Annotated in this window: 14 protein-coding genes and 1 tRNA gene; 6 read left to right on the top strand and 9 right to left on the bottom strand. The window is 61.7% G+C overall.

What is annotated here, in order from left to right:
• Positions 1-26 precede the first annotated feature (26 nt).
• Both H3028_RS05455 and H3028_RS05450 read left to right on the top strand, forming a co-directional pair.
• Positions 27-2,432: a PAS domain S-box protein gene (locus H3028_RS05455; protein WP_181296052.1), complete on the top strand. Its 2,406-nt coding sequence runs from the start codon at positions 27-29 to the stop codon at positions 2,430-2,432.
• The gene (locus tag H3028_RS05450) at positions 2,429-2,818 is read left to right on the top strand and encodes a response regulator (RefSeq protein ID WP_181296051.1); all 390 of its coding nucleotides are present in this window, start codon (positions 2,429-2,431) and stop codon (positions 2,816-2,818) included. Before H3028_RS05455 ends, H3028_RS05450 begins: the two co-directional genes overlap by 4 nt.
• 246 nt (positions 2,819-3,064) lie before the next feature.
• Here the strand turns inward: H3028_RS05450 and H3028_RS05445 are convergent, their stop codons facing one another.
• From H3028_RS05445 to rpmB, 3 genes are all read right to left on the bottom strand, one after another.
• The gene (locus H3028_RS05445) at positions 3,065-4,558 is read right to left on the bottom strand and encodes an aldehyde dehydrogenase (RefSeq protein WP_181296050.1); all 1,494 of its coding nucleotides are present in this window, start codon (positions 4,556-4,558) and stop codon (positions 3,065-3,067) included.
• Positions 4,559-4,948: 390 nt separating this feature from the next.
• On the bottom strand, positions 4,949-5,104 hold the full coding sequence (gene rpmG, locus H3028_RS05440; RefSeq protein WP_014854577.1) for a 50S ribosomal protein L33: 156 nt from the start codon (positions 5,102-5,104) through the stop codon (positions 4,949-4,951).
• An 11-nt stretch (positions 5,105-5,115) separates the two neighbouring features.
• The gene (rpmB, locus tag H3028_RS05435; RefSeq protein WP_025243688.1) at positions 5,116-5,352 is read right to left on the bottom strand and encodes a 50S ribosomal protein L28; all 237 of its coding nucleotides are present in this window, start codon (positions 5,350-5,352) and stop codon (positions 5,116-5,118) included.
• Positions 5,353-5,966: 614 nt separating this feature from the next.
• Here rpmB and H3028_RS05430 point away from each other — a divergent pair.
• Positions 5,967-6,749: an IclR family transcriptional regulator gene (locus H3028_RS05430; protein ID WP_181296049.1), complete on the top strand. Its 783-nt coding sequence runs from the start codon at positions 5,967-5,969 to the stop codon at positions 6,747-6,749.
• A 37-nt stretch (positions 6,750-6,786) separates the two neighbouring features.
• Here the strand turns inward: H3028_RS05430 and H3028_RS05425 are convergent, their stop codons facing one another.
• A complete protein-coding gene (locus H3028_RS05425; protein ID WP_181296048.1) occupies positions 6,787-7,392 on the bottom strand; it encodes a TetR/AcrR family transcriptional regulator in 606 nt (201 codons plus the stop codon).
• A 92-nt stretch (positions 7,393-7,484) separates the two neighbouring features.
• Here H3028_RS05425 and H3028_RS05420 point away from each other — a divergent pair, with 92 nt between their 5' ends.
• Positions 7,485-8,369: a serine aminopeptidase domain-containing protein gene (locus tag H3028_RS05420; protein WP_181296047.1), complete on the top strand. Its 885-nt coding sequence runs from the start codon at positions 7,485-7,487 to the stop codon at positions 8,367-8,369.
• A gap of 572 nt (positions 8,370-8,941) precedes the next feature.
• Here the strand turns inward: H3028_RS05420 and H3028_RS05415 are convergent.
• The 4 genes from H3028_RS05415 to gabD form a co-directional block, all read right to left on the bottom strand.
• On the bottom strand, positions 8,942-10,084 hold the full coding sequence (locus H3028_RS05415) for an acyl-CoA dehydrogenase family protein (RefSeq protein ID WP_181296046.1): 1,143 nt from the start codon (positions 10,082-10,084) through the stop codon (positions 8,942-8,944).
• Positions 10,085-10,096: 12 nt separating this feature from the next.
• On the bottom strand, positions 10,097-11,293 hold the full coding sequence (locus H3028_RS05410) for an acyl-CoA dehydrogenase family protein (RefSeq protein WP_181296045.1): 1,197 nt from the start codon (positions 11,291-11,293) through the stop codon (positions 10,097-10,099).
• Between the two features lie 46 nt (positions 11,294-11,339).
• The gene (locus tag H3028_RS05405; protein WP_181296044.1) at positions 11,340-13,445 is read right to left on the bottom strand and encodes a 3-hydroxyacyl-CoA dehydrogenase NAD-binding domain-containing protein; all 2,106 of its coding nucleotides are present in this window, start codon (positions 13,443-13,445) and stop codon (positions 11,340-11,342) included.
• Positions 13,446-13,795: 350 nt separating this feature from the next.
• Positions 13,796-15,244: an NADP-dependent succinate-semialdehyde dehydrogenase gene (gene gabD, locus H3028_RS05400; RefSeq protein WP_181296043.1), complete on the bottom strand. Its 1,449-nt coding sequence runs from the start codon at positions 15,242-15,244 to the stop codon at positions 13,796-13,798.
• Positions 15,245-15,573: 329 nt separating this feature from the next.
• On the opposite strand from gabD, the gene H3028_RS05395 reads away from it, so the two are divergent.
• Both H3028_RS05395 and H3028_RS05390 read left to right on the top strand, forming a co-directional pair.
• Positions 15,574-15,650 (top strand) — tRNA-Arg (locus H3028_RS05395).
• A gap of 315 nt (positions 15,651-15,965) precedes the next feature.
• Positions 15,966-16,334, top strand: coding sequence for a PH domain-containing protein (locus H3028_RS05390; protein WP_181296042.1), 369 nt, complete (start codon positions 15,966-15,968; stop codon positions 16,332-16,334).
• Positions 16,335-16,367: 33 nt separating this feature from the next.
• Here the strand turns inward: H3028_RS05390 and H3028_RS05385 are convergent, their stop codons facing one another.
• A complete protein-coding gene (locus H3028_RS05385; RefSeq protein WP_181296041.1) occupies positions 16,368-16,784 on the bottom strand; it encodes a VOC family protein in 417 nt (138 codons plus the stop codon).
• Between the last annotated feature and the right edge of the window lie 60 nt (positions 16,785-16,844).

Raw genomic sequence — 16,844 nt, 5'->3', positions numbered from 1 at the left:
CCCCAACCCAACGAGACAATTAGCAGATGGAGTCACTGAAATCGATGCCGGCGCCTTCCCCTCCTTCCCGCGAATTGTCCCGGCTCGCCGCCCTGCTGCGCTACGAAATTCTCGATACACCGGACGAGTCCGCCTTCGATGACTTCACTCAGCTGGCGTCGTATATCTGCGACACCCCGATTGCGCTGATCTCGCTGGTCGATGATCGTCGCCAGTGGTTCAAGAGCCGCTTCGGCCTCGATGTCAGCGAAACCCCGCGGGAGATCTCGTTCTGCACCCATACCATCGAAGGCCAGGGCATCTTCGAGGTCAGCGACGCACAACAGGATCAACGCTTTCAGGAAAACCCGTTGGTAACTGGCGCCCCTCGCATCCGCTTCTATGCCGGCGCGCCACTGACTTCGCCGGATGGCTACAACCTCGGCACGCTCTGCGTAATCGATCATCAGCCGCGCCAGCTCAGCGATGCGCAACGCGACGCCCTGGCGAATCTGAGCCGACAGATCATGCGACTGTTCGAGGAGCGCCTGCAGAGCCACCGCTACGCCGAACAGGCGGCGCTGCAGCAGGCGCTGATCAACAGCGCCGCCAGCGCTATGCTGCTGACCACCGCCGACGGACGGATATCGGGCGTCAACCCGACCGCCGAACGCCTGTTCGGCTATCCCGAGCAGATGCTGATCGATCAACCGCTGACCTCGATATTGTTTCCGCCGGACGCCCTGGCTCGCCGCGCAAGCATCCTCAGCAACGAACTGGGCGAGACCATCGAGCCAGGGTTCGCCGTGCTCACCGCGCCGTTGCTCGAAGGCCGTCGCGAAATGCGCGAATGGCGCCTGCTGCACCGCACAGGTGAGAGCGTGCCGGTGCTGCTGAATGTGTCGGCAATTCATGACGAACGCGAGCTGCTGCGCGGCTACATCATCAGTGCCTATGACCTGGCCCATCAGGAGCGCTTGCAGCTGCGTCTACAACAAATCGCGGCGCAGGTTCCCGGCATGCTGTTCCAGTTCTGCTGGCGACCCGACGGAACCAGCTCGTTCCCGTACCTCAGCGAAGGGGTCGAGGATATCTACGGGCTGAGTGCGGCCGAGATGGCGCCGGATATCGGCCCGGTCTACAACCGCATTCATCCCCAAGACCGCGAGCCCGTGCTGGCAAGCATCGGCCAGGCTGCTTCGACGCTCACGCCCTGGCACTTCGAGCACCGTATCGAGCACCCGCGCAAGGGCCTTATCTGGGTCGAGGCACGCGCCACGCCGATGCGTCAGGCGGACGGTTCAGTGCTCTGGCACGGCCTGGTGACCGACATCACCGAGCGCAAGGCTGAGCAGTTGGAACTGGACAAGCAGCAGGAAATGAACCGACGTCTGCTCGAAGCCCTATCCGAAGCCGTCGTCGCCTGCGACTCCGAAGGTCACCTCACGCTGTTCAACCACACCGCCCGGCTCTGGCACGGAATCGATGCGCAGCGCCTGACGCCGGAACGGTGGCCGGACGCCTACCATCTCTATCATGCGGACGGGGTGACACCGATGAGCTATGAAGAGGTCCCGCTGACGCGTGCGTTACGCGGCGAACGCATCCGCAACGTGGAGCTGTCCATCGTGAACCAGGGCATGATCCGCCACGTATCGGCCAATGCCGATCCGATGTATGCCTCCAACGGCCAGCAAAGCGGTGCGGTGGTGGTGCTGCATGACATCACCGAGCGCAAGCAGATCGAGACGCTGCAACGGGACTTCGTCTCCACCGTCAGCCATGAGTTGCGCACACCACTGACCTCCATCACGGCCTCGCTGGGGCTGATCTGCAGCGAGGTGATCGGCGAGGTGCCGGGGCATTTGCAGGAGCTGCTGGATATTGCCCATCAGAACAGCAAGCGCTTGAGCGCGCTGATCGACGACCTCCTGGATATCGACAAGCTCTCTGCCGGCAAGATGCGCTTCGAGCTGCAGCTGCAACCCCTGCAGCCGCTGCTAGAGCAGGCCCTGCGCAGCAACCAGGGTTACGCCGAGAGTTATTCGGTCACCACCGAGCTGGTCCGCTGCCCACCGGTATCGATCAGAGTCGATACGATGCGGCTGGAGCAGGTATTAAGCAATCTGCTATCCAACGCAGCCAAATACTCGCCGCCTGGCGAGACCGTTGAACTATGGGCCGAAACGGTCGATGCCCATAAAGTCCGCGTCAGCATTTGCGACAAGGGGCCAGGGATTGCCGATGCCTTCCGCGAACGGATATTCAGCAAGTTCGCGCAGGCGGATGCTTCGGATACGCGCCAGCAGGGCGGCACCGGCCTCGGCCTGGCCATCAGCAAGGAGTTGATCGAGCATATGGACGGACAGATCGGTTTCGATTCGGCCCCTGGCGCAGGCGCCTGTTTCTGGTTCGAACTGCCCTGCTATCCGTTGCATGAGGCTCAGCCATGAGGCCATTGCAGCGGATCCTTCATGTCGAAGACGTCCCATCCATTCGAGTGGTGACGCGGATCGCCCTGGAGAAGCTTGGCGGCTTCCAGGTGCTCAGCTGCGCGTCTGGCCTGGAAGCGCTGGAGCAAGCGCAGCGCTTCGCACCTGACATGATCCTGCTGGATGTAATGCTGCCGCAGATGGGCGGCATGGAATTACTGCGTCAGCTCTCGCCGCAGATTGATCTACAGCGGACGCCGGTAGTGCTGCTGACCGGACAACCGAACGGGCCAGCCGATGCTGACGAGCTGCAGCGGCTCGGTGTCCGCAAGCTACTGCAGAAGCCATTCGACCCCCTGCAACTGGCGACGCAACTGCAAGAAATCTGGAATGCCGAGGAGCGATGACGGCGCCAATCTGGCGCTGCGCAGCAGGTTACCAAACGCCTGTGGCCGACACTGACGACTTCGCGCAGCGGGCCGACCGCTTGTCGCGAGCTCGAACCGGAGCAGCGCCGGCGTCGCTGCTGAAGCTCGCCGGCCTCTGCATCGTCTCCTCGGCTAACCACGTTGAGGGTCAGCCGCACCGGTAGGCGTTCGGCGCACGAGCTGATCGCCGACGACACCCTTCAGGTTTGACTTGCCGCTCTCTGTTTAAAGCTTTATCCAGGTTGCCTTCAGCTCGGTGTATTTGTCGAAGGCATGCAGCGACTTGTCGCGACCGTTGCCGGACTGCTTGAAGCCACCGAACGGCGCGGTCATGTCGCCACCGTCGTACTGATTGACCCAGACGCTGCCGGCCCGCAGCGCCTTGGCGGTCAGATGGGCCTTGGACAAATCCGCAGTCCACACTGCCGCTGCGAGGCCGTACGGAGTGTCGTTGGCGATTGCGACGGCCTCTGCTGGCGTGTCGAACGTAATCACCGACAATACCGGGCCAAAGATTTCCTCCCGGGCGATTTTCATCGCATTGCTGACACCATCGAAGATCGTCGGCTCGACGTAGAGACCGCCAGTGTCTTGCAGGGTCCGCTGCCCGCCAATAAGCACCTGAGCGCCATCGTTACGGCCGGCTTCGATGTAGCCGAGCACGGTATCCAGCTGCTGCGTGTCGACCAGGGCTCCGACATTGGTAGCTGGGTCCAGCGGATTGCCTGGCTTCCAGCCCTTCAGTGCCTCAACCACCAGCGGCAGGAAGCGCTCCTTCACCGAGCTTTCCACCAACAGACGCGAGCCGGCCGTGCAGACCTCCCCCTGGTTGAAAGCGATGGCGCTGGCAGCCGAGCGGGCGGCAGCTTCGAGATCGGGCGCGTCGGCGAAGACGATGTTCGGGCTCTTGCCTCCTGCTTCCAGCCAGACCCGCTTCATATTGGATTCGCCAGCGTAGATCATCAGCTGCTTGGCGACCCGCGTGGAGCCGGTGAACACCAGCGTATCGACGTCCATATGCAGCGCCAGCGCTTTGCCCACGGTGTGTCCGTAACCCGGCAGCACATTGAGCACCCCCGGCGGAATGCCCGCTTCGAGGGCCAGTTGCGCCACACGGATCGCACTCAGTGGCGATTTCTCGGACGGTTTGAGTATCACCGAGTTGCCGGTGGACAACGCCGGACCGAGCTTCCAGCACGCCATCATCAGCGGGAAGTTCCACGGCACGATGGCCGCCACCACCCCGACCGGCTCACGGGTGACCAAGCCCAGCTGATCATGCGGAGTCGCCGCAACTTCGTCGTAAATCTTGTCGATAGCCTCACCAGACCAGCGCAACGCATTGGCCGCCCCGGGGATATCGATGCTCAGCGAATCGCTGATGGGCTTGCCCATGTCCAGAGTTTCCAGCAACGCCAGCTCTTCGGCGTTGGCTTGGAGGAGATTGGCGAAACGAATCATGACCGCCTTGCGCTTGGCCGGCGCCAGTCGCGACCAGACGCCCGACTCGAAGGCCATGCGCGCGCTGATCACGGCGCGGTCGGCATCGGCTTCGTCGCAGCTCGCCACTTGCGCCAACACACGCCCATCGACTGGACTGATGCAATCGAAGCTGGCCGCTGCGCTGGATGCCGTGTATTCGCCCTGGATGAAGGCGCGTCCTTCGATGCGCAGGTCACGGGCACGCTGTTGCCAATCGGAGAGGGTCGGGGTGGTCATGGGAGCGTCCTCTGGTATTCGTCAATAATCAGAAAGGCACCCTAAACCAGCAGCGCCAGGGCTATCAATATTTTTTACGAAAGGCGTCATTTACGCCTTGTTATGTTCGTTTTTTTAAACATAGATCGCCGAGCACACCCTGTGCGAATGACGTTGCGTTACAGCATAGCCGTCAGACCGCGCCGCCGGCGCGAGCCTTCCCCAATGATGATCTCGTCGCACCACAAACGTTTTTCGAATGCTCCTCTACAACCAAAACATGGCGCTTTTGCCGGCTTTAAGCCCGAGCATTGAGCATCGATGCGATCCACGAGACGAGTGGGCAGAACAGCAGCCGCCAGAAACGAAAAAACCCGCCGATTGGCGGGTTTTTCTTCAAGGGCCGATCAATTACTTGATCTTGGCTTCCTTGTAGATCACGTGCTTACGCACGACAGGATCGTACTTCTTGATTTCGATCTTGTCGGGGGTGGTGCGCTTGTTCTTGTCGGTGGTGTAGAAGTGGCCGGTACCGGCGCTGGACACCAAACGGATCAGGTCACGCATGATAATTCTCCTTAAACCTTTTCGCCGCGAGCGCGGATTTCAGCCAGAACGGCGTCGATGCCGCGCTTGTCGATAACGCGCATGCCCTTGGCGGTCAGACGCAGACGTACGAAGCGGTTCTCGGACTCGACCCAGAAGCGATGATGCTGCAGGTTCGGCAGAAAACGACGACGGGTTTTGTTGTTCGCGTGGGAAATGTTGTTCCCGGTTACCGGACCCTTACCGGTAACTTGACAGACTCTCGACATGCCTCAGCCCTCTAAAACCACATGCCCAACCCGGCATGGGTTGGCCGCTTGAATTCAATTGTCTTTTGGCGCTCAGCGCCACGTTTCGTTGGGGTCTTACCGGCTACGCGGCAAGCGAAGAAACCGGGCCCCTAGAAAAGAGCGCTGCTTTATATCAGAAAGCCCCCATAGCAACAAGCATGGCGTAACTTTTCCTTGCCGGCCTCTTTGGTCTCAAACCCCGGCCAGACCGGCCTGGAACAGGCATTCATGGATTCGCCGTTCGTCGCCTGACAACCACCGATCGCTCAGCTTATATAGTCGAAGCGGCGCCGTCGCGATGCCATCGTTGAGTATTTCCGCCCAGCCACCACCGAGGGATACGGAATAAATGCGCAGCGACCCTCAAGCCCGCCGGTATTCAAGATAACTGCGCGCCACCCTCCAAAAGCGAATTATAGTTTTACTGTGCGGAATGCAGGATCGACTTTTTCAGCTACTATGGAATAAAGGCCTTTGCAGCAATACGGGCAATGCCAAGCCCCAAGGTGCCCTGCAGCGGCTGCACTGCCTGCCATAAGGGCGATCTGCTATCGTTCGCCCGCTGCCCCACTACCAGACAGACCGATATCACCATGAGCGACGTTGAAGACATCGAGAACCCAAAGGACCGCAAATTCGTCGAGGCCTTGTCTCGCGGGCTGGATGTACTGCGCGCCTTCACCCATGGCTCGGTGGTGATGGGCAATCAGGATATCGCACGCATCACCGGGTTACCGAAGCCTACGGTTTCGCGCATGACCTACACCCTGACCAAACTCGGCTACCTCAGCTACTCCCAGCAGCTCGAGAAATATCAGCTCGACTCCGGCGTGCTCGCGCTGGGTTATGCCTACGTTTCCAACCTGCGCGTGCGCCAGCTGGCCAAACCGTACATGGACGAGTTCGCTCGTCGCACCAATACCTCAGTCGGCCTGACCTGCCGCGATCGGCTGTCGATGATCTACGTGGAGAACTGCCGCCCCGCCGAGGTATCGACGCTGCGCATGGATGTGGGTGTGCGTCTGCCGCTGGCTACCACCGCCGCTGGCCGTGCCTTCCTGGCCGCCACTCCGGAAAAGGAGCGCGAGCACCTGATGGCCGCGCTGGAAACCAAATACGGCGACGACTGGCCGACGATGAAACGGTCGCTGGAAGAGTCTTTCGATGAGTTCAGTCAGCACGGCTTTTGCCTGTCACTTGGTGATTGGGATCGCAACGTGAAGGCCGCCGGCGTGCCGCTTCGCCTGGCCGACGGCAGCATCATGGCGCTGAGCTGCGGTGCGCCGTCGTTCCAGCTCAGCGAAGAAGCCCTCCGGGGCTCGCTGGCGCATCAGCTGGAAATGCTCGCCCGTGATATCGAGAGCCTTGGCGTGTGATTTCCTGCGAACGATCGAGAACGCGGCGTGGCCGAGGCTAGGCTGGTGATTTTCCGGACCCCGGCTGGGCTCTGACACTCGCCCAGGCAATGTCGGCGAGCAGCTCGCGGCAATCGGCCAGTTGCGTTCGCGAGCGTCCCGCCAGCCAATTGCGCGCCATGTCGTGACAGGGCCCGATCACAACCGCGAGAAAACAATCCCCGGGCATGCGGCGAAAAGCGCCGCTGTCGCGATGGCGACGCAGAATCGCAGCGACCCGCTCACCATGGCTTCGATTCACCTCCCTCAGCCGCTCGCCCATCTCTCCCGCCTCGACCCGTCCACGGTTATGCAGGACGAAGCGCGCCCAGTCCGGGTTCACCACCACCCAGTCGATGTAGCGGGTGACGAACAACTTGACGCAGGCTTCGGCGTCCAGCGTCTCGATCAACCCGGCCTCCAGCAGCCCCGCGTATTGGCCGATGCCTTCCAGATAGAGCGCGGCGATGATTCGCTCGCGATTGCCGAAATGGTGGTACAGGCTGCCGATGCTGGCACCGGAACGGTCGCGGATCATCTCTATTGTCGTGGCTTCCACCCCGTATTCGGTAAAACAGGCAAGCGCGGCCTGAAGGATTTCTTGCTTGCGGCTACTTCGCGCCATTCGGCCTCCGACTAGAATAATATTCTAGAAATAATTTCTGCTGCTCGTATACTGCGCCGATCCAGGCAATACAAAAAGACCGGAGAACAGGCATGGCGACAATAGAGGCTGAAGCACGCTCGATCGACAACGGTAACGGCCACCGACTGGCCAGCTGCTGGTATCACCCTGCGGGCGCACCGCGGGGCGCCGTGCTGATCGCCCCGGCGATGGGCGTGAAACAACGCTTCTACGCCAATTTCGCGAGCTGGCTTGCCGAACGCGGGTTTCTGGTGGTGACGTTCGACTATCTCGGCATGGGCCAGTCCCGCCAGGTGCCTCTGCGCCAGCTCAAAGTGGACCTCCTCGACTGGGCCCGCCATGACTGCAGCGCCGTGCTGGCAAACGTTGCGGAAACGGCAGGAGATATGCCCCTCTACTGGATCGGTCACAGCGTCGGCGCGCAGATCTTGCCCTTGGTGGAAGGCCATGAGCGACTCACCCGAATCATCACCATCGCCGCAGGCAGCGGCTACTGGCGCGAGAACAGCCCGCAGATCCGCCGCCAGGCATGGTTGCTCTGGCATGGTCTGGCCCCGCTACTGACAGCCGTCGCGGGATACTTTCCCGGAGATCGTATCGGCGCGGTCGGTGATCTACCGGCCGGGGTCATCCGACAGTGGCGTCGCTGGTGTCTGCACCCCGAGTACCTGGTGGGCGTCGAAGGCGAACCCATGCGTCGCGCGTTCGCCGCTGTGCAAACGCCGCTGACCTCGTTGTCGTTCACCGACGACGAGATGATGTCGGCGCGCAACACCGAATCGCTGCATGGGTTTTATTCCGGCGCAGCCAAGCAGATGCGCCGCATCGCCCCGGCAGAAGTCGGCGCGGATCGCATCGGCCACTTCGGCTTTTTCCGCAACTCCTTCGCACCGACGCTCTGGTCGAACTATTTGCTGCCGGAGCTCAGCGTTGGAGGCGATCAGGCAGTGGCCTGAGGAAAGGCTCAGAATCGCAGGTCCGCTGCATCTGCATCAGAGCAACGGTTAGTGTAAGGGGCCCGGACCCAAGGTCTCCCTGTAGGAGCCAGCTTGCTGGCGATCAAAGCCTTCTTCGCGATCTCGGATCGCCAGCAAGCTGGCTCCTACACAACTCGCCTGCGACGCTCTGCATGGGTACCTCGGCCGCTGAGCCCACCGCCAGCGCCATAACGGTGTGCTGAAGCGGAACGCCGCCCGGCCCACCCTACGAAACCACGAAAGCCCTGTTCATGCTCACCCTTACTTTCGCGCACCGTTGGCAGGATCCCTTGCTCCGCGCGGATACGCTCCAGCAATACGCTGGCCGGTTCGTCATTAGGTATTGAGGCATCAACTGGCCGAAGAAGGCCTTTTTAGGAAGGATTGGCGCAGGGCTTCGGCTTACTGCAGGAATTGCGGGCTGACATAAGCAAGCGGGACGACCGGATGGTAACCGTTGCCACACCGGAAGACGGCTGAGCGCTGCGGACACATGCCTGAAAAAGCAAAACCGGGCCATTGACCCGGTTTTGCTGTGCTGCGATTCGCCCTTATGCCACTTGCATCAGCTTCGTATAGGCCTTCAGGTGATGGTCATCGTCACCGAACTGGTGGGCGATCATGACCAAACGCTTGGCGTGATGGGCGAGGTTGTATTCCCAGGTCATGCCGATGCCGCCATGCAGCTGGATCGCTTCCTCAGCCACCTTACGGGCGGCGCGGGCGCAGATGTACTTGGCGGCAGCGATGATGCGGCGGCGGTCGTCGTTGTCTTCGCCGTCGGCAAAGGTCGCGGCGAGGATCGCCATGCTGGTGGCCTGCTCCAGCTCGGTCTGCATGTCTACCATGCGGTGCTGCAGGACCTGGAACTTGCCGATCGGCACGCCAAACTGCTTGCGCGTTTTCAGGTAGTCGAGGGTCAGCTTGCAGGCTTCGTCCATGCTGCCCAGCGCATCGGCGCACTGCGCGGCGATGGCGCGGCCCTGCTGGTAGCGCAGTGCCAGCAAGGCGTTGCCGATTTCGCCGAGCACCGCGTCGGCGCCCACCTGCACATTGTCGAGGAACAGCTCGCAGCCCTTGCGCCCGTCGATGGTCGGATACACGCGGCGGCTGACGCCTTGGGCGTTCGGGTCGACGAGGAACAGGCTGATGCCGGCTTCGTCGCGGCTGTCACCTGAGGTGCGCGCGGAGACGATGATCTGCCCGGCGCTGTGCCCGCCGATCACCACGGCCTTGCGCCCGGACAGCCGATAACCGCCGTCGACCGTCTCGGCTTTGGTCTGCACGTCGTTGAGGTTGTAGTGGCTCTGCGGTTCTTCGAAGGCCACCGCCAGCTGCAGCGAACCGGCCGCAACTTGCGGCAGCAGGTCCTGCTTCTGCGCGTCGCTACCCAGCTGGTTGAGCAGCCCGCCGCCGAAGATCACCGATTGCAGGTAAGGCTCCAGCGTCAGACCACGGCCCAGCTCGGTCATCACCAGCATGGATTCCACGCCGCCGCCGCCAAAGCCGCCGATCTCTTCATCAAACGGCACGGCGGTCAGGCCCAGCTCGCCCAGCTGGCCCCAGAACTCGGCGGAGAAGCCCAGCTCCAACTCGCTGAATTTCTCGCGCTGCTCGAACGGGTAAGCGTCGCGCACCAGGCGCGCCGCGGTGTCTTGCAGCATTTGCTGCTCTTCAGTCAGTTTGAAGTCCATTGCGGTGCCCCCTTACAGCTCGAGAATCATCTTCGAGACGATATTCTTCTGGATTTCGTTGGAGCCGCCGAAGATCGACAGCTTGCGCATGTTGAAGTAGTCGCCGGCCAGCGCCGCACTGTAGTCGGCGTGCAGCAGCTCGCCGTCGTAGTCCAGCTGCAGCTCCTCTTCCAGGAACGGCAGCGCGTAGGGGCCAATGACCTTGCGCAGCAGGCTGGTGATGGCCTGGCGGATTTCGGTGCCCTTGACCTTGAGGATCGACGACTCGGCGCCAGGCACGCCGCCCTCCTTCGCCGCGGCGAGAATGCGCAGGGTGCTCATCTCGATGGCCATCAGCTGCATCTCCACTTCCGCCACCTGGGCACGGAATAGCGGGTCTTCCAGCATCGGCTTGCCGTCGCAGACTTCCTTCATAGCGATGCGCTTGAGGTGCGCCAGCGCCGCCTTCGAGGCGCCGATGCCGGCCAGGCCCGTGCGCTCGTGGGTGAGCAGGTACTTGGCGCAGGTCCAGCCCTGGTTTTCCTCGCCGACGAGGTTTTCCACCGGCACGCGGACGTTGTCGAAGAAGACTTCGTTGACCTCGTGATCGCCGTCCAGGGTGATGATCGGCCGCACGCTGATGCCCGGCGTGCTCATGTCGATCAACAGGAAGCTGATGCCGCGCTGCTGCTTGGCTTCCGGGTCGGTGCGCACCAGGCAGAAGATCATGTTGGCGTGCTGACCAAGGGTGGTCCAGGTCTTCTGGCCGTTGACCACATAATGGTCGCCGTCACGCACGGCGCGGGTCTTGAGGCTGGCCAGGTCAGAACCGGCGCCCGGCTCGGAATAGCCCTGGCACCACCAGTCTTCACCGGAGAGGATGCGCGGCAGGTAATGGTCCTTCTGCTGCTGGGTACCGAACTTGATGATCACCGGGGCGACCATGTTGACGCCGAACGGCACGGTGCGTGGGGCACCGAAGGCCGCGCATTCTTCGTCGAAGATATGTTTTTCTACAGGCCCCCAGGTGGTCCCGCCGAACTCCTCCGGCCAGCCCGGTGCGTACCAGCCGCGCTTGACCAGAATCTGCTGCCAGCGCTGGTGATCTTCCTTGGACATGTGCTTGCCGAGCTTTACCTTGGCGGCGATATCCGCCGGCAGCTCGCTTTTCAGGAAGGCGCGCACTTCATCGCGGAAGGCGAGCTCTTCGGCCGTGTAGTTGACGTTCATGGATGAATCCTCGATATCCGATCGGCAGAGTGCAGGCGGGCGGCGCTCATTGCCCGGCCTGCCATTCGGTGAAAGTACGGCCTTCGGCGGCCAGTTTTTCCAATAGCGGCGCCGGCTTCCACCAGTCACCGCACCGTGCGTGAAGTTCGCGAACACGCGCGAGCACCTTGTCCAGGCCAACGCTGTCGGCGTAATACATCGGCCCACCCCGGAAGGCCGGGAATCCGTAACCGTTCAGGTAAATGACGTCGATGTCGCTGGAGCGTTGGGCGATGCCCTCTTCGAGAATCTTCGCGCCTTCGTTGACCAGCGCGAAGATGGTCCGCTCGACGATGTACTGCTCATCCAGCTCACGGCGCTCGATGCCTTTTTCCCGCGACGCCGCGTCGAGCATAGGCGCCAATTCAGGGTTCTCCAGCGGCGTACGGTTGCCCGGCTCGTAGCGGTAATAACCCGCACCCGTCTTCTGCCCGAGCATGCCGGCCGCGCAGAGCTTGTCGGAGACGGTGGGGAAGTCGCGATCGGCCGGTAGGTCGACCCGCTGGCGCTTGCGAATCGCCTGGCCGATATCCAATCCAGACAGATCGCGCATCGCAAAGGGCCCCATGGCCATGCCGAAGTTGCGCAGCGCGCCGTCGACCTGCTGCGGCGTGGCGCCCTCTTCAAGCAGGAATTCCGCCTCGCGGCCATACTGAAAGACCATGCGGTTGCCGACGAAGCCGTCGCAGACACCAACCACCACCGAGACCTTCTTCAGCTTCTTGCCGATCGCCATGGCGGTGGCCAGCACTTCGTGACTGGTCTTCTCGCCACGCACCACTTCCAGCAGGCGCATCACGTTGGCCGGGCTGAAGAAATGCAAACCCACCACATCTTCGGGACGTTTGGTGAAGGCCGCGATGGCATTCAAATCCAGTGACGATGTATTGGAGGCGAGGATTGCGCCTGGCTTGCAGACGGCGTCCAGCTGCTCGAAGACCTGCTGCTTGACGCCCATTTCCTCGAACACCGCCTCGACCACCACGTCGGCGTCGGCCAGGGCGCTGTAATTGGTAACACCAGTGACCAGCTTGAGGCGTTTTTCCATTGCCTCCTCGGTCAGGCTGCCGCGCTTTACGCTGGCGGCATAGGTATCGCGGGCACGCTGCAAGCCGCGCTGCAGTGCCTCGTCATTGATTTCCAGCAACTTTACCGGCACACCAGCATTAGCAAAACTCAGGGCGATACCGACACCCATGGTGCCTCCGCCAATCACCGCGGCGCTATTGATCGGGCGCGGTTTCACGTCGGCCGGCAGATCGGTGATCTTGCTCGCCTGACGCTCGGCGAAGAAGGAATGGACCAACGCACCACGCTGTGGCGAGTTCAGGCACTCGGCGAACAACTCACGCTCACGCTTGAGACCCTCGGCCAGCGGCAGCTTGGTGGCCGCCTCGACCGCCGCGATGCAGCGCAGCGGCGAGAACAGGCCGGGCATGCGCTTGGCCACCTCGGCGTGCTTGGCCCTGATCAGGGCCTCGTTGTCGGCATTCTCCAGACCGCGAGTCTGCTCGCCAGTGCGACGCGGTGCGCGACCTTCCTCGATCATACGACGGGCATAAGCCAGGCCGGCTTCCCTCAGGTCGCCGTCGAACAGCTCATCGATGACGTTGTGCTCCACCGCCTCTGCCGCATCGATCGGCGTGCCGCTGACGATCATGTCCAGCGCCTTCTCAACGCCGGCCAGACGCGGCAAGCGCTGGGTGCCGCCAGCACCCGGCAACAGACCCAGCTTCACTTCCGGCAGGCCGACTTTGGCGTCCCGCCGAGCGATGCGGTAATGGCAGCCCAGCGCGACTTCCAGCCCGCCACCCAGGGCAGTGCCGTGAATCACCGCGACGCTCGGCGTGCCGCTGCCTTCGATGACCTCGATCACCTCCGGCAGACTCGGTGCCTGCGGCGGCTTGCCGAATTCCTTGATGTCAGCGCCGGCAATGAAAGTACTGCCCTCGCAGATCAGCACGACGGCACGGACCTGTGCATCCGCCTCGGCGCTCTGAAAGGCCTGCAGCAGGCCTTCACGCACGGCTTGGCCGAGCGCGTTGACTGGTGGGTTGTTGACCGTGATCAGAGCGATCTCGCCCTGGAATTCGAGCCGTACGACATCCGTCATGGCAGGCCTCCGCTTGTGAAATGATGATTGGATTTGTAATTTCACGGAATTAGGTTTCGCACAGCAGAATAGTCGAGTCATTTCTGCATGTCGAGAGACTGGCAATATTCATCCGGACTGGCAAGCGCCGTCACGTCACTGAATGCCCCGGACATCGCTTTTCGCCTGTTTTCGCGCCCGATCGACGCGCCGGCCGGTGTCGCCAGCTCAATACGAATGCGGGCGACACCAGGCACTCTAGTGGGCTCAGCGACGACAGGGGTGGGTCATTGGCGAACGGGATACCGGCCCATAAACAAAAAGGAGCCAGCCCCCAAGACAGGAACTGGCTCCTCGTGGTGCCGCGCGGCCTACAGCCCCAGGCAGAGGTACTTGATCTCCAGGTAATCCTCGATACCGTACTTGGAACCCTCGCGGCCCAGGCCGGAGGACTTCACCCCGCCGAACGGCGCCACCTCCGTGGAAATCATGCCGGTGTTGACGCCGACCATTCCCGACTCGATCGCCTCGGCCACACGGAACACCCGCCCCAGGTCGCGGGCATAGAAGTACGCAGCCAGACCGAACTCAGTGTCGTTGGCCAGCGCAATGCCTTCGGCCTCGTCCTTGAAGCGGAACAGCGGCGCCAGCGGGCCGAAGGTCTCTTCCTTGGCGACCTTAGCGTCATGCGGCACATTGACCATCAGCGTCGGCTCGAAATAGCTACCGCCGAGGCTATGCGCTTTACCGCCGGTGACCACCTGGGCACCGTTGGCGACGGCATCCTCGATATGCTCTCTGACCTTGGCGGCGGCCCGCTCATCAATCAGCGGACCGATGTCGATGCCTTCATCGAGGCCGTTGCCGACCTTCAGCTTCGCCACTGCCGCCTGAAATTTCTCGGCGAAGGCGTCGTACACCCCCTCCTGTACATAAATGCGGTTGACGCAGACACAGGTCTGCCCGGCATTTCGGTACTTGGACTGCATGGCGCCTTTGACCGCCTCGTCGAGGTCGGCGTCGTCGAAGACCAGGAAAGGCGCGTTGCCGCCCAGCTCCAACGAAACCTTCTTGATCCCCGGCGCGCATTGCGCCATCAACTTGGCACCAACCTCAGTGGAGCCGGTGAAGCTGATCTTGCGCACAGTGGGATTGGCGGTCAGCTCGCTGCCGATATCGCCGGCCGAACCGGTGATGACGCTAAACACCCCCTTGGGAATGCCGGCACGCTCGGCCAGCTCGGCCAGCGCCAGCGCGGAGAACGGGGTCTGGCTGGCCGGCTTGACCACCATGGTGCAACCCGCCGCGAGTGCCGGAGCGGCCTTACGAGTGATCATCGCTGCGGGGAAGTTCCATGGCGTGATGGCCGCGGTGACCCCGATCGGCTGCTTGATCACGATGATCCGCTTGTCCTTCTGGTGGCCGGGAATGGTATCGCCATAGACACGTTTGGCCTCCTCGGCGAACCACTCGATAAACGACGCGGCATAGGCAATCTCGCCCTTGGATTCGGCCAACGGCTTGCCCTGCTCCAGCGTCATCAGGCGGCCCAGGTCATCCTGGTTTTCCATCACCAGTTCGAACCAGCGACGCAGCTTCTGCGAACGCTCTTTGGCCGTCAGGTCGCGCCAGGCTGGCAGCGCACGCTCGGCGGCCTCGATGGCACGGCGAGCTTCAGCGGCACCCATCTTCGGCACGGTGCCTAGAACCTCATTGCTGGCCGGGTTGTTGACCTTGATGGTCTGGCCGCCGTCCGCGTCCTGCCAGGCTCCGTCGATATAGGCCTGCTGGCGGAACAGCGAAGTATCTTTGAGTTGCATGACAGTCTCCTACGAGCCGGCGCCTGGCGCCGGAAATTGGACATGGCCGTCTGGCCGCATATGAGGGGAGGCCCGCATGGCATGACCTTACCCAGTCAGAGTAAAAGGCAACAGCCGGGTTCCTATAGCGCAGCGAGCGTTCGAAATCTCAAACGAAATGCTAGGCCCGCCGCGAGACTTCAGGCAACACCATGTTCGAAAAAACTAACGCTTCATAGCCTAGCCTGATAAAGACACGAAGATGGCCGGACCTGAGCAAGGGTTCCGTTCCTAGCCGCCGAAGCGCCATGGACGACCGCCGGCGAGATGCGTATGATTGCGCCCGCGCCGCACCAGTAGCTCAGCTGGATAGAGTACTGCCCTCCGAAGGCAGGGGTCGTGGGTTCGAATCCCGCCTGGTGCGCCAAATAGACAAGGGCTTAGGTGAAAACCTAGGCCCTTTGTTTTTCTCTGTTTTCCTTGAGTGATCGAGTCGCACAGAGCGATCAGCGGCCACCTTCAAGCGCTAGCCTTATCCCCATCTTCTCGCGTGTTTGGCAAAGCAATGCAGCCAAACGACGACGGGCCATGGCTCGGTCCAATCAACGCCATCCCGAGATTGCCTCGATATTTGGCTCTTCTTCGTTTTCAGCGCCTTGTTGCGCAAGTTGTTCCGGCCGTTATGGTAGATGTCGACCTGGTGCGACAGCACGCTCCAAACACTCCATAACGAGGAACGCGGATGATCGATTTCGACAACAAGGGCTTCTTCAAGCTGAAGCAGAACGATGAGTATGCGGAGCGGGTCAGGTCTCTGCTGGTGGACGGCGAGCAGGTCATCGACGCCTACAAATCGATGCGCGACGGCGTGGTGTTTACCACCAAGCGAATCATCGCGGTCAACGTGCAGGGCCTCACCGGGAGCAAGAAGGACTTCACCTCCCTGCCCTACAAGAACATCGTCGCTTATTCAGTAGAAACGTCCGGAACCTTCGATCTGGATTCCGAACTGGAGATCTATTTTTCTTCGTTGGGCCAAGTGAAGTTCGAATTCACCGGCAAAACGTCGATCGTGGAAATATCCAAGCAGATTTCCAAGCATCTTCTCTGATGCCAACCGGAGGCAGGGCATGCCCTGCAGGCGTCAGTCAGTCAACTGCGGGTTCCACACGATCTCCCAGAGGTGGCCGTCCGGGTCCTTGAAATACCCGGAATAGCCGCCCCAGAACGTATCATGTGCCGGCTTGATGATGACGGCTCCGGCCGCATCCGCGATTGCCATGACGGCGTCGACCTCCGCCTTCGACGCGACGTTGTGACCCAAGGTCATTTCGGTGGCACTGGCCGGACCGAGGGCCAGTCCGGTGTCGTGAGCGATGCTGCTGCGCGGCCAAAGGGCCAGACGCAGGCCAGCCTGTAGCTGGATAAACGCAACAGCACCGTGCTCGAGCTCCTGCCCGATGATGCCTTCGCTCGCAAAACCCAAGCCGTCGCGATAAAAGCGCAATGAAGCCTCGAGATCCTCAACCCCAAGGGTGATGACGGTGATTCGAGGCTGCATGCTATGGCTCCGTATTGGGTGATGGCTTGCTGACGATAGCAGAGCAAGCCGGGGCAGCTG

This window comes from Pseudomonas sp. Q2-TVG4-2, from assembly GCF_013620795.1.
GTDB lineage: Bacteria > Pseudomonadota > Gammaproteobacteria > Pseudomonadales > Pseudomonadaceae > Stutzerimonas.
Note: the sequence above shows the minus strand (reverse complement) of the source record. Positions and strands in the feature narration are given on the sequence as shown.

Excerpts from the sequence above, each read along its gene's own strand:
- H3028_RS05415 (WP_181296046.1), bottom strand. The coding sequence starts at position 10,084 with ATGGACTTCAAACTGACTGAAGAGCAGCAAATGCTGCAAGACACCGCG.
- H3028_RS05455 (WP_181296052.1), top strand. The coding sequence starts at position 27 with ATGGAGTCACTGAAATCGATGCCGGCGCCTTCCCCTCCTTCCCGCGAA.
- rpmB (WP_025243688.1), bottom strand. The coding sequence starts at position 5,352 with ATGTCGAGAGTCTGTCAAGTTACCGGTAAGGGTCCGGTAACCGGGAAC.
- H3028_RS05425 (WP_181296048.1), bottom strand. The coding sequence starts at position 7,392 with ATGGCGCGAAGTAGCCGCAAGCAAGAAATCCTTCAGGCCGCGCTTGCC.
- H3028_RS05410 (WP_181296045.1), bottom strand. The coding sequence starts at position 11,293 with ATGAACGTCAACTACACGGCCGAAGAGCTCGCCTTCCGCGATGAAGTG.
- rpmG (WP_014854577.1), bottom strand. The coding sequence starts at position 5,104 with ATGCGTGACCTGATCCGTTTGGTGTCCAGCGCCGGTACCGGCCACTTC.
- H3028_RS05405 (WP_181296044.1), bottom strand. The coding sequence starts at position 13,445 with ATGACGGATGTCGTACGGCTCGAATTCCAGGGCGAGATCGCTCTGATC.
- H3028_RS05385 (WP_181296041.1), bottom strand. The coding sequence starts at position 16,784 with ATGCAGCCTCGAATCACCGTCATCACCCTTGGGGTTGAGGATCTCGAG.
- H3028_RS05430 (WP_181296049.1), top strand. The coding sequence starts at position 5,967 with ATGAGCGACGTTGAAGACATCGAGAACCCAAAGGACCGCAAATTCGTC.
- H3028_RS05420 (WP_181296047.1), top strand. The coding sequence starts at position 7,485 with ATGGCGACAATAGAGGCTGAAGCACGCTCGATCGACAACGGTAACGGC.
- H3028_RS05390 (WP_181296042.1), top strand. The coding sequence starts at position 15,966 with ATGATCGATTTCGACAACAAGGGCTTCTTCAAGCTGAAGCAGAACGAT.
- gabD (WP_181296043.1), bottom strand. The coding sequence starts at position 15,244 with ATGCAACTCAAAGATACTTCGCTGTTCCGCCAGCAGGCCTATATCGAC.
- H3028_RS05445 (WP_181296050.1), bottom strand. The coding sequence starts at position 4,558 with ATGACCACCCCGACCCTCTCCGATTGGCAACAGCGTGCCCGTGACCTG.
- H3028_RS05450 (WP_181296051.1), top strand. The coding sequence starts at position 2,429 with ATGAGGCCATTGCAGCGGATCCTTCATGTCGAAGACGTCCCATCCATT.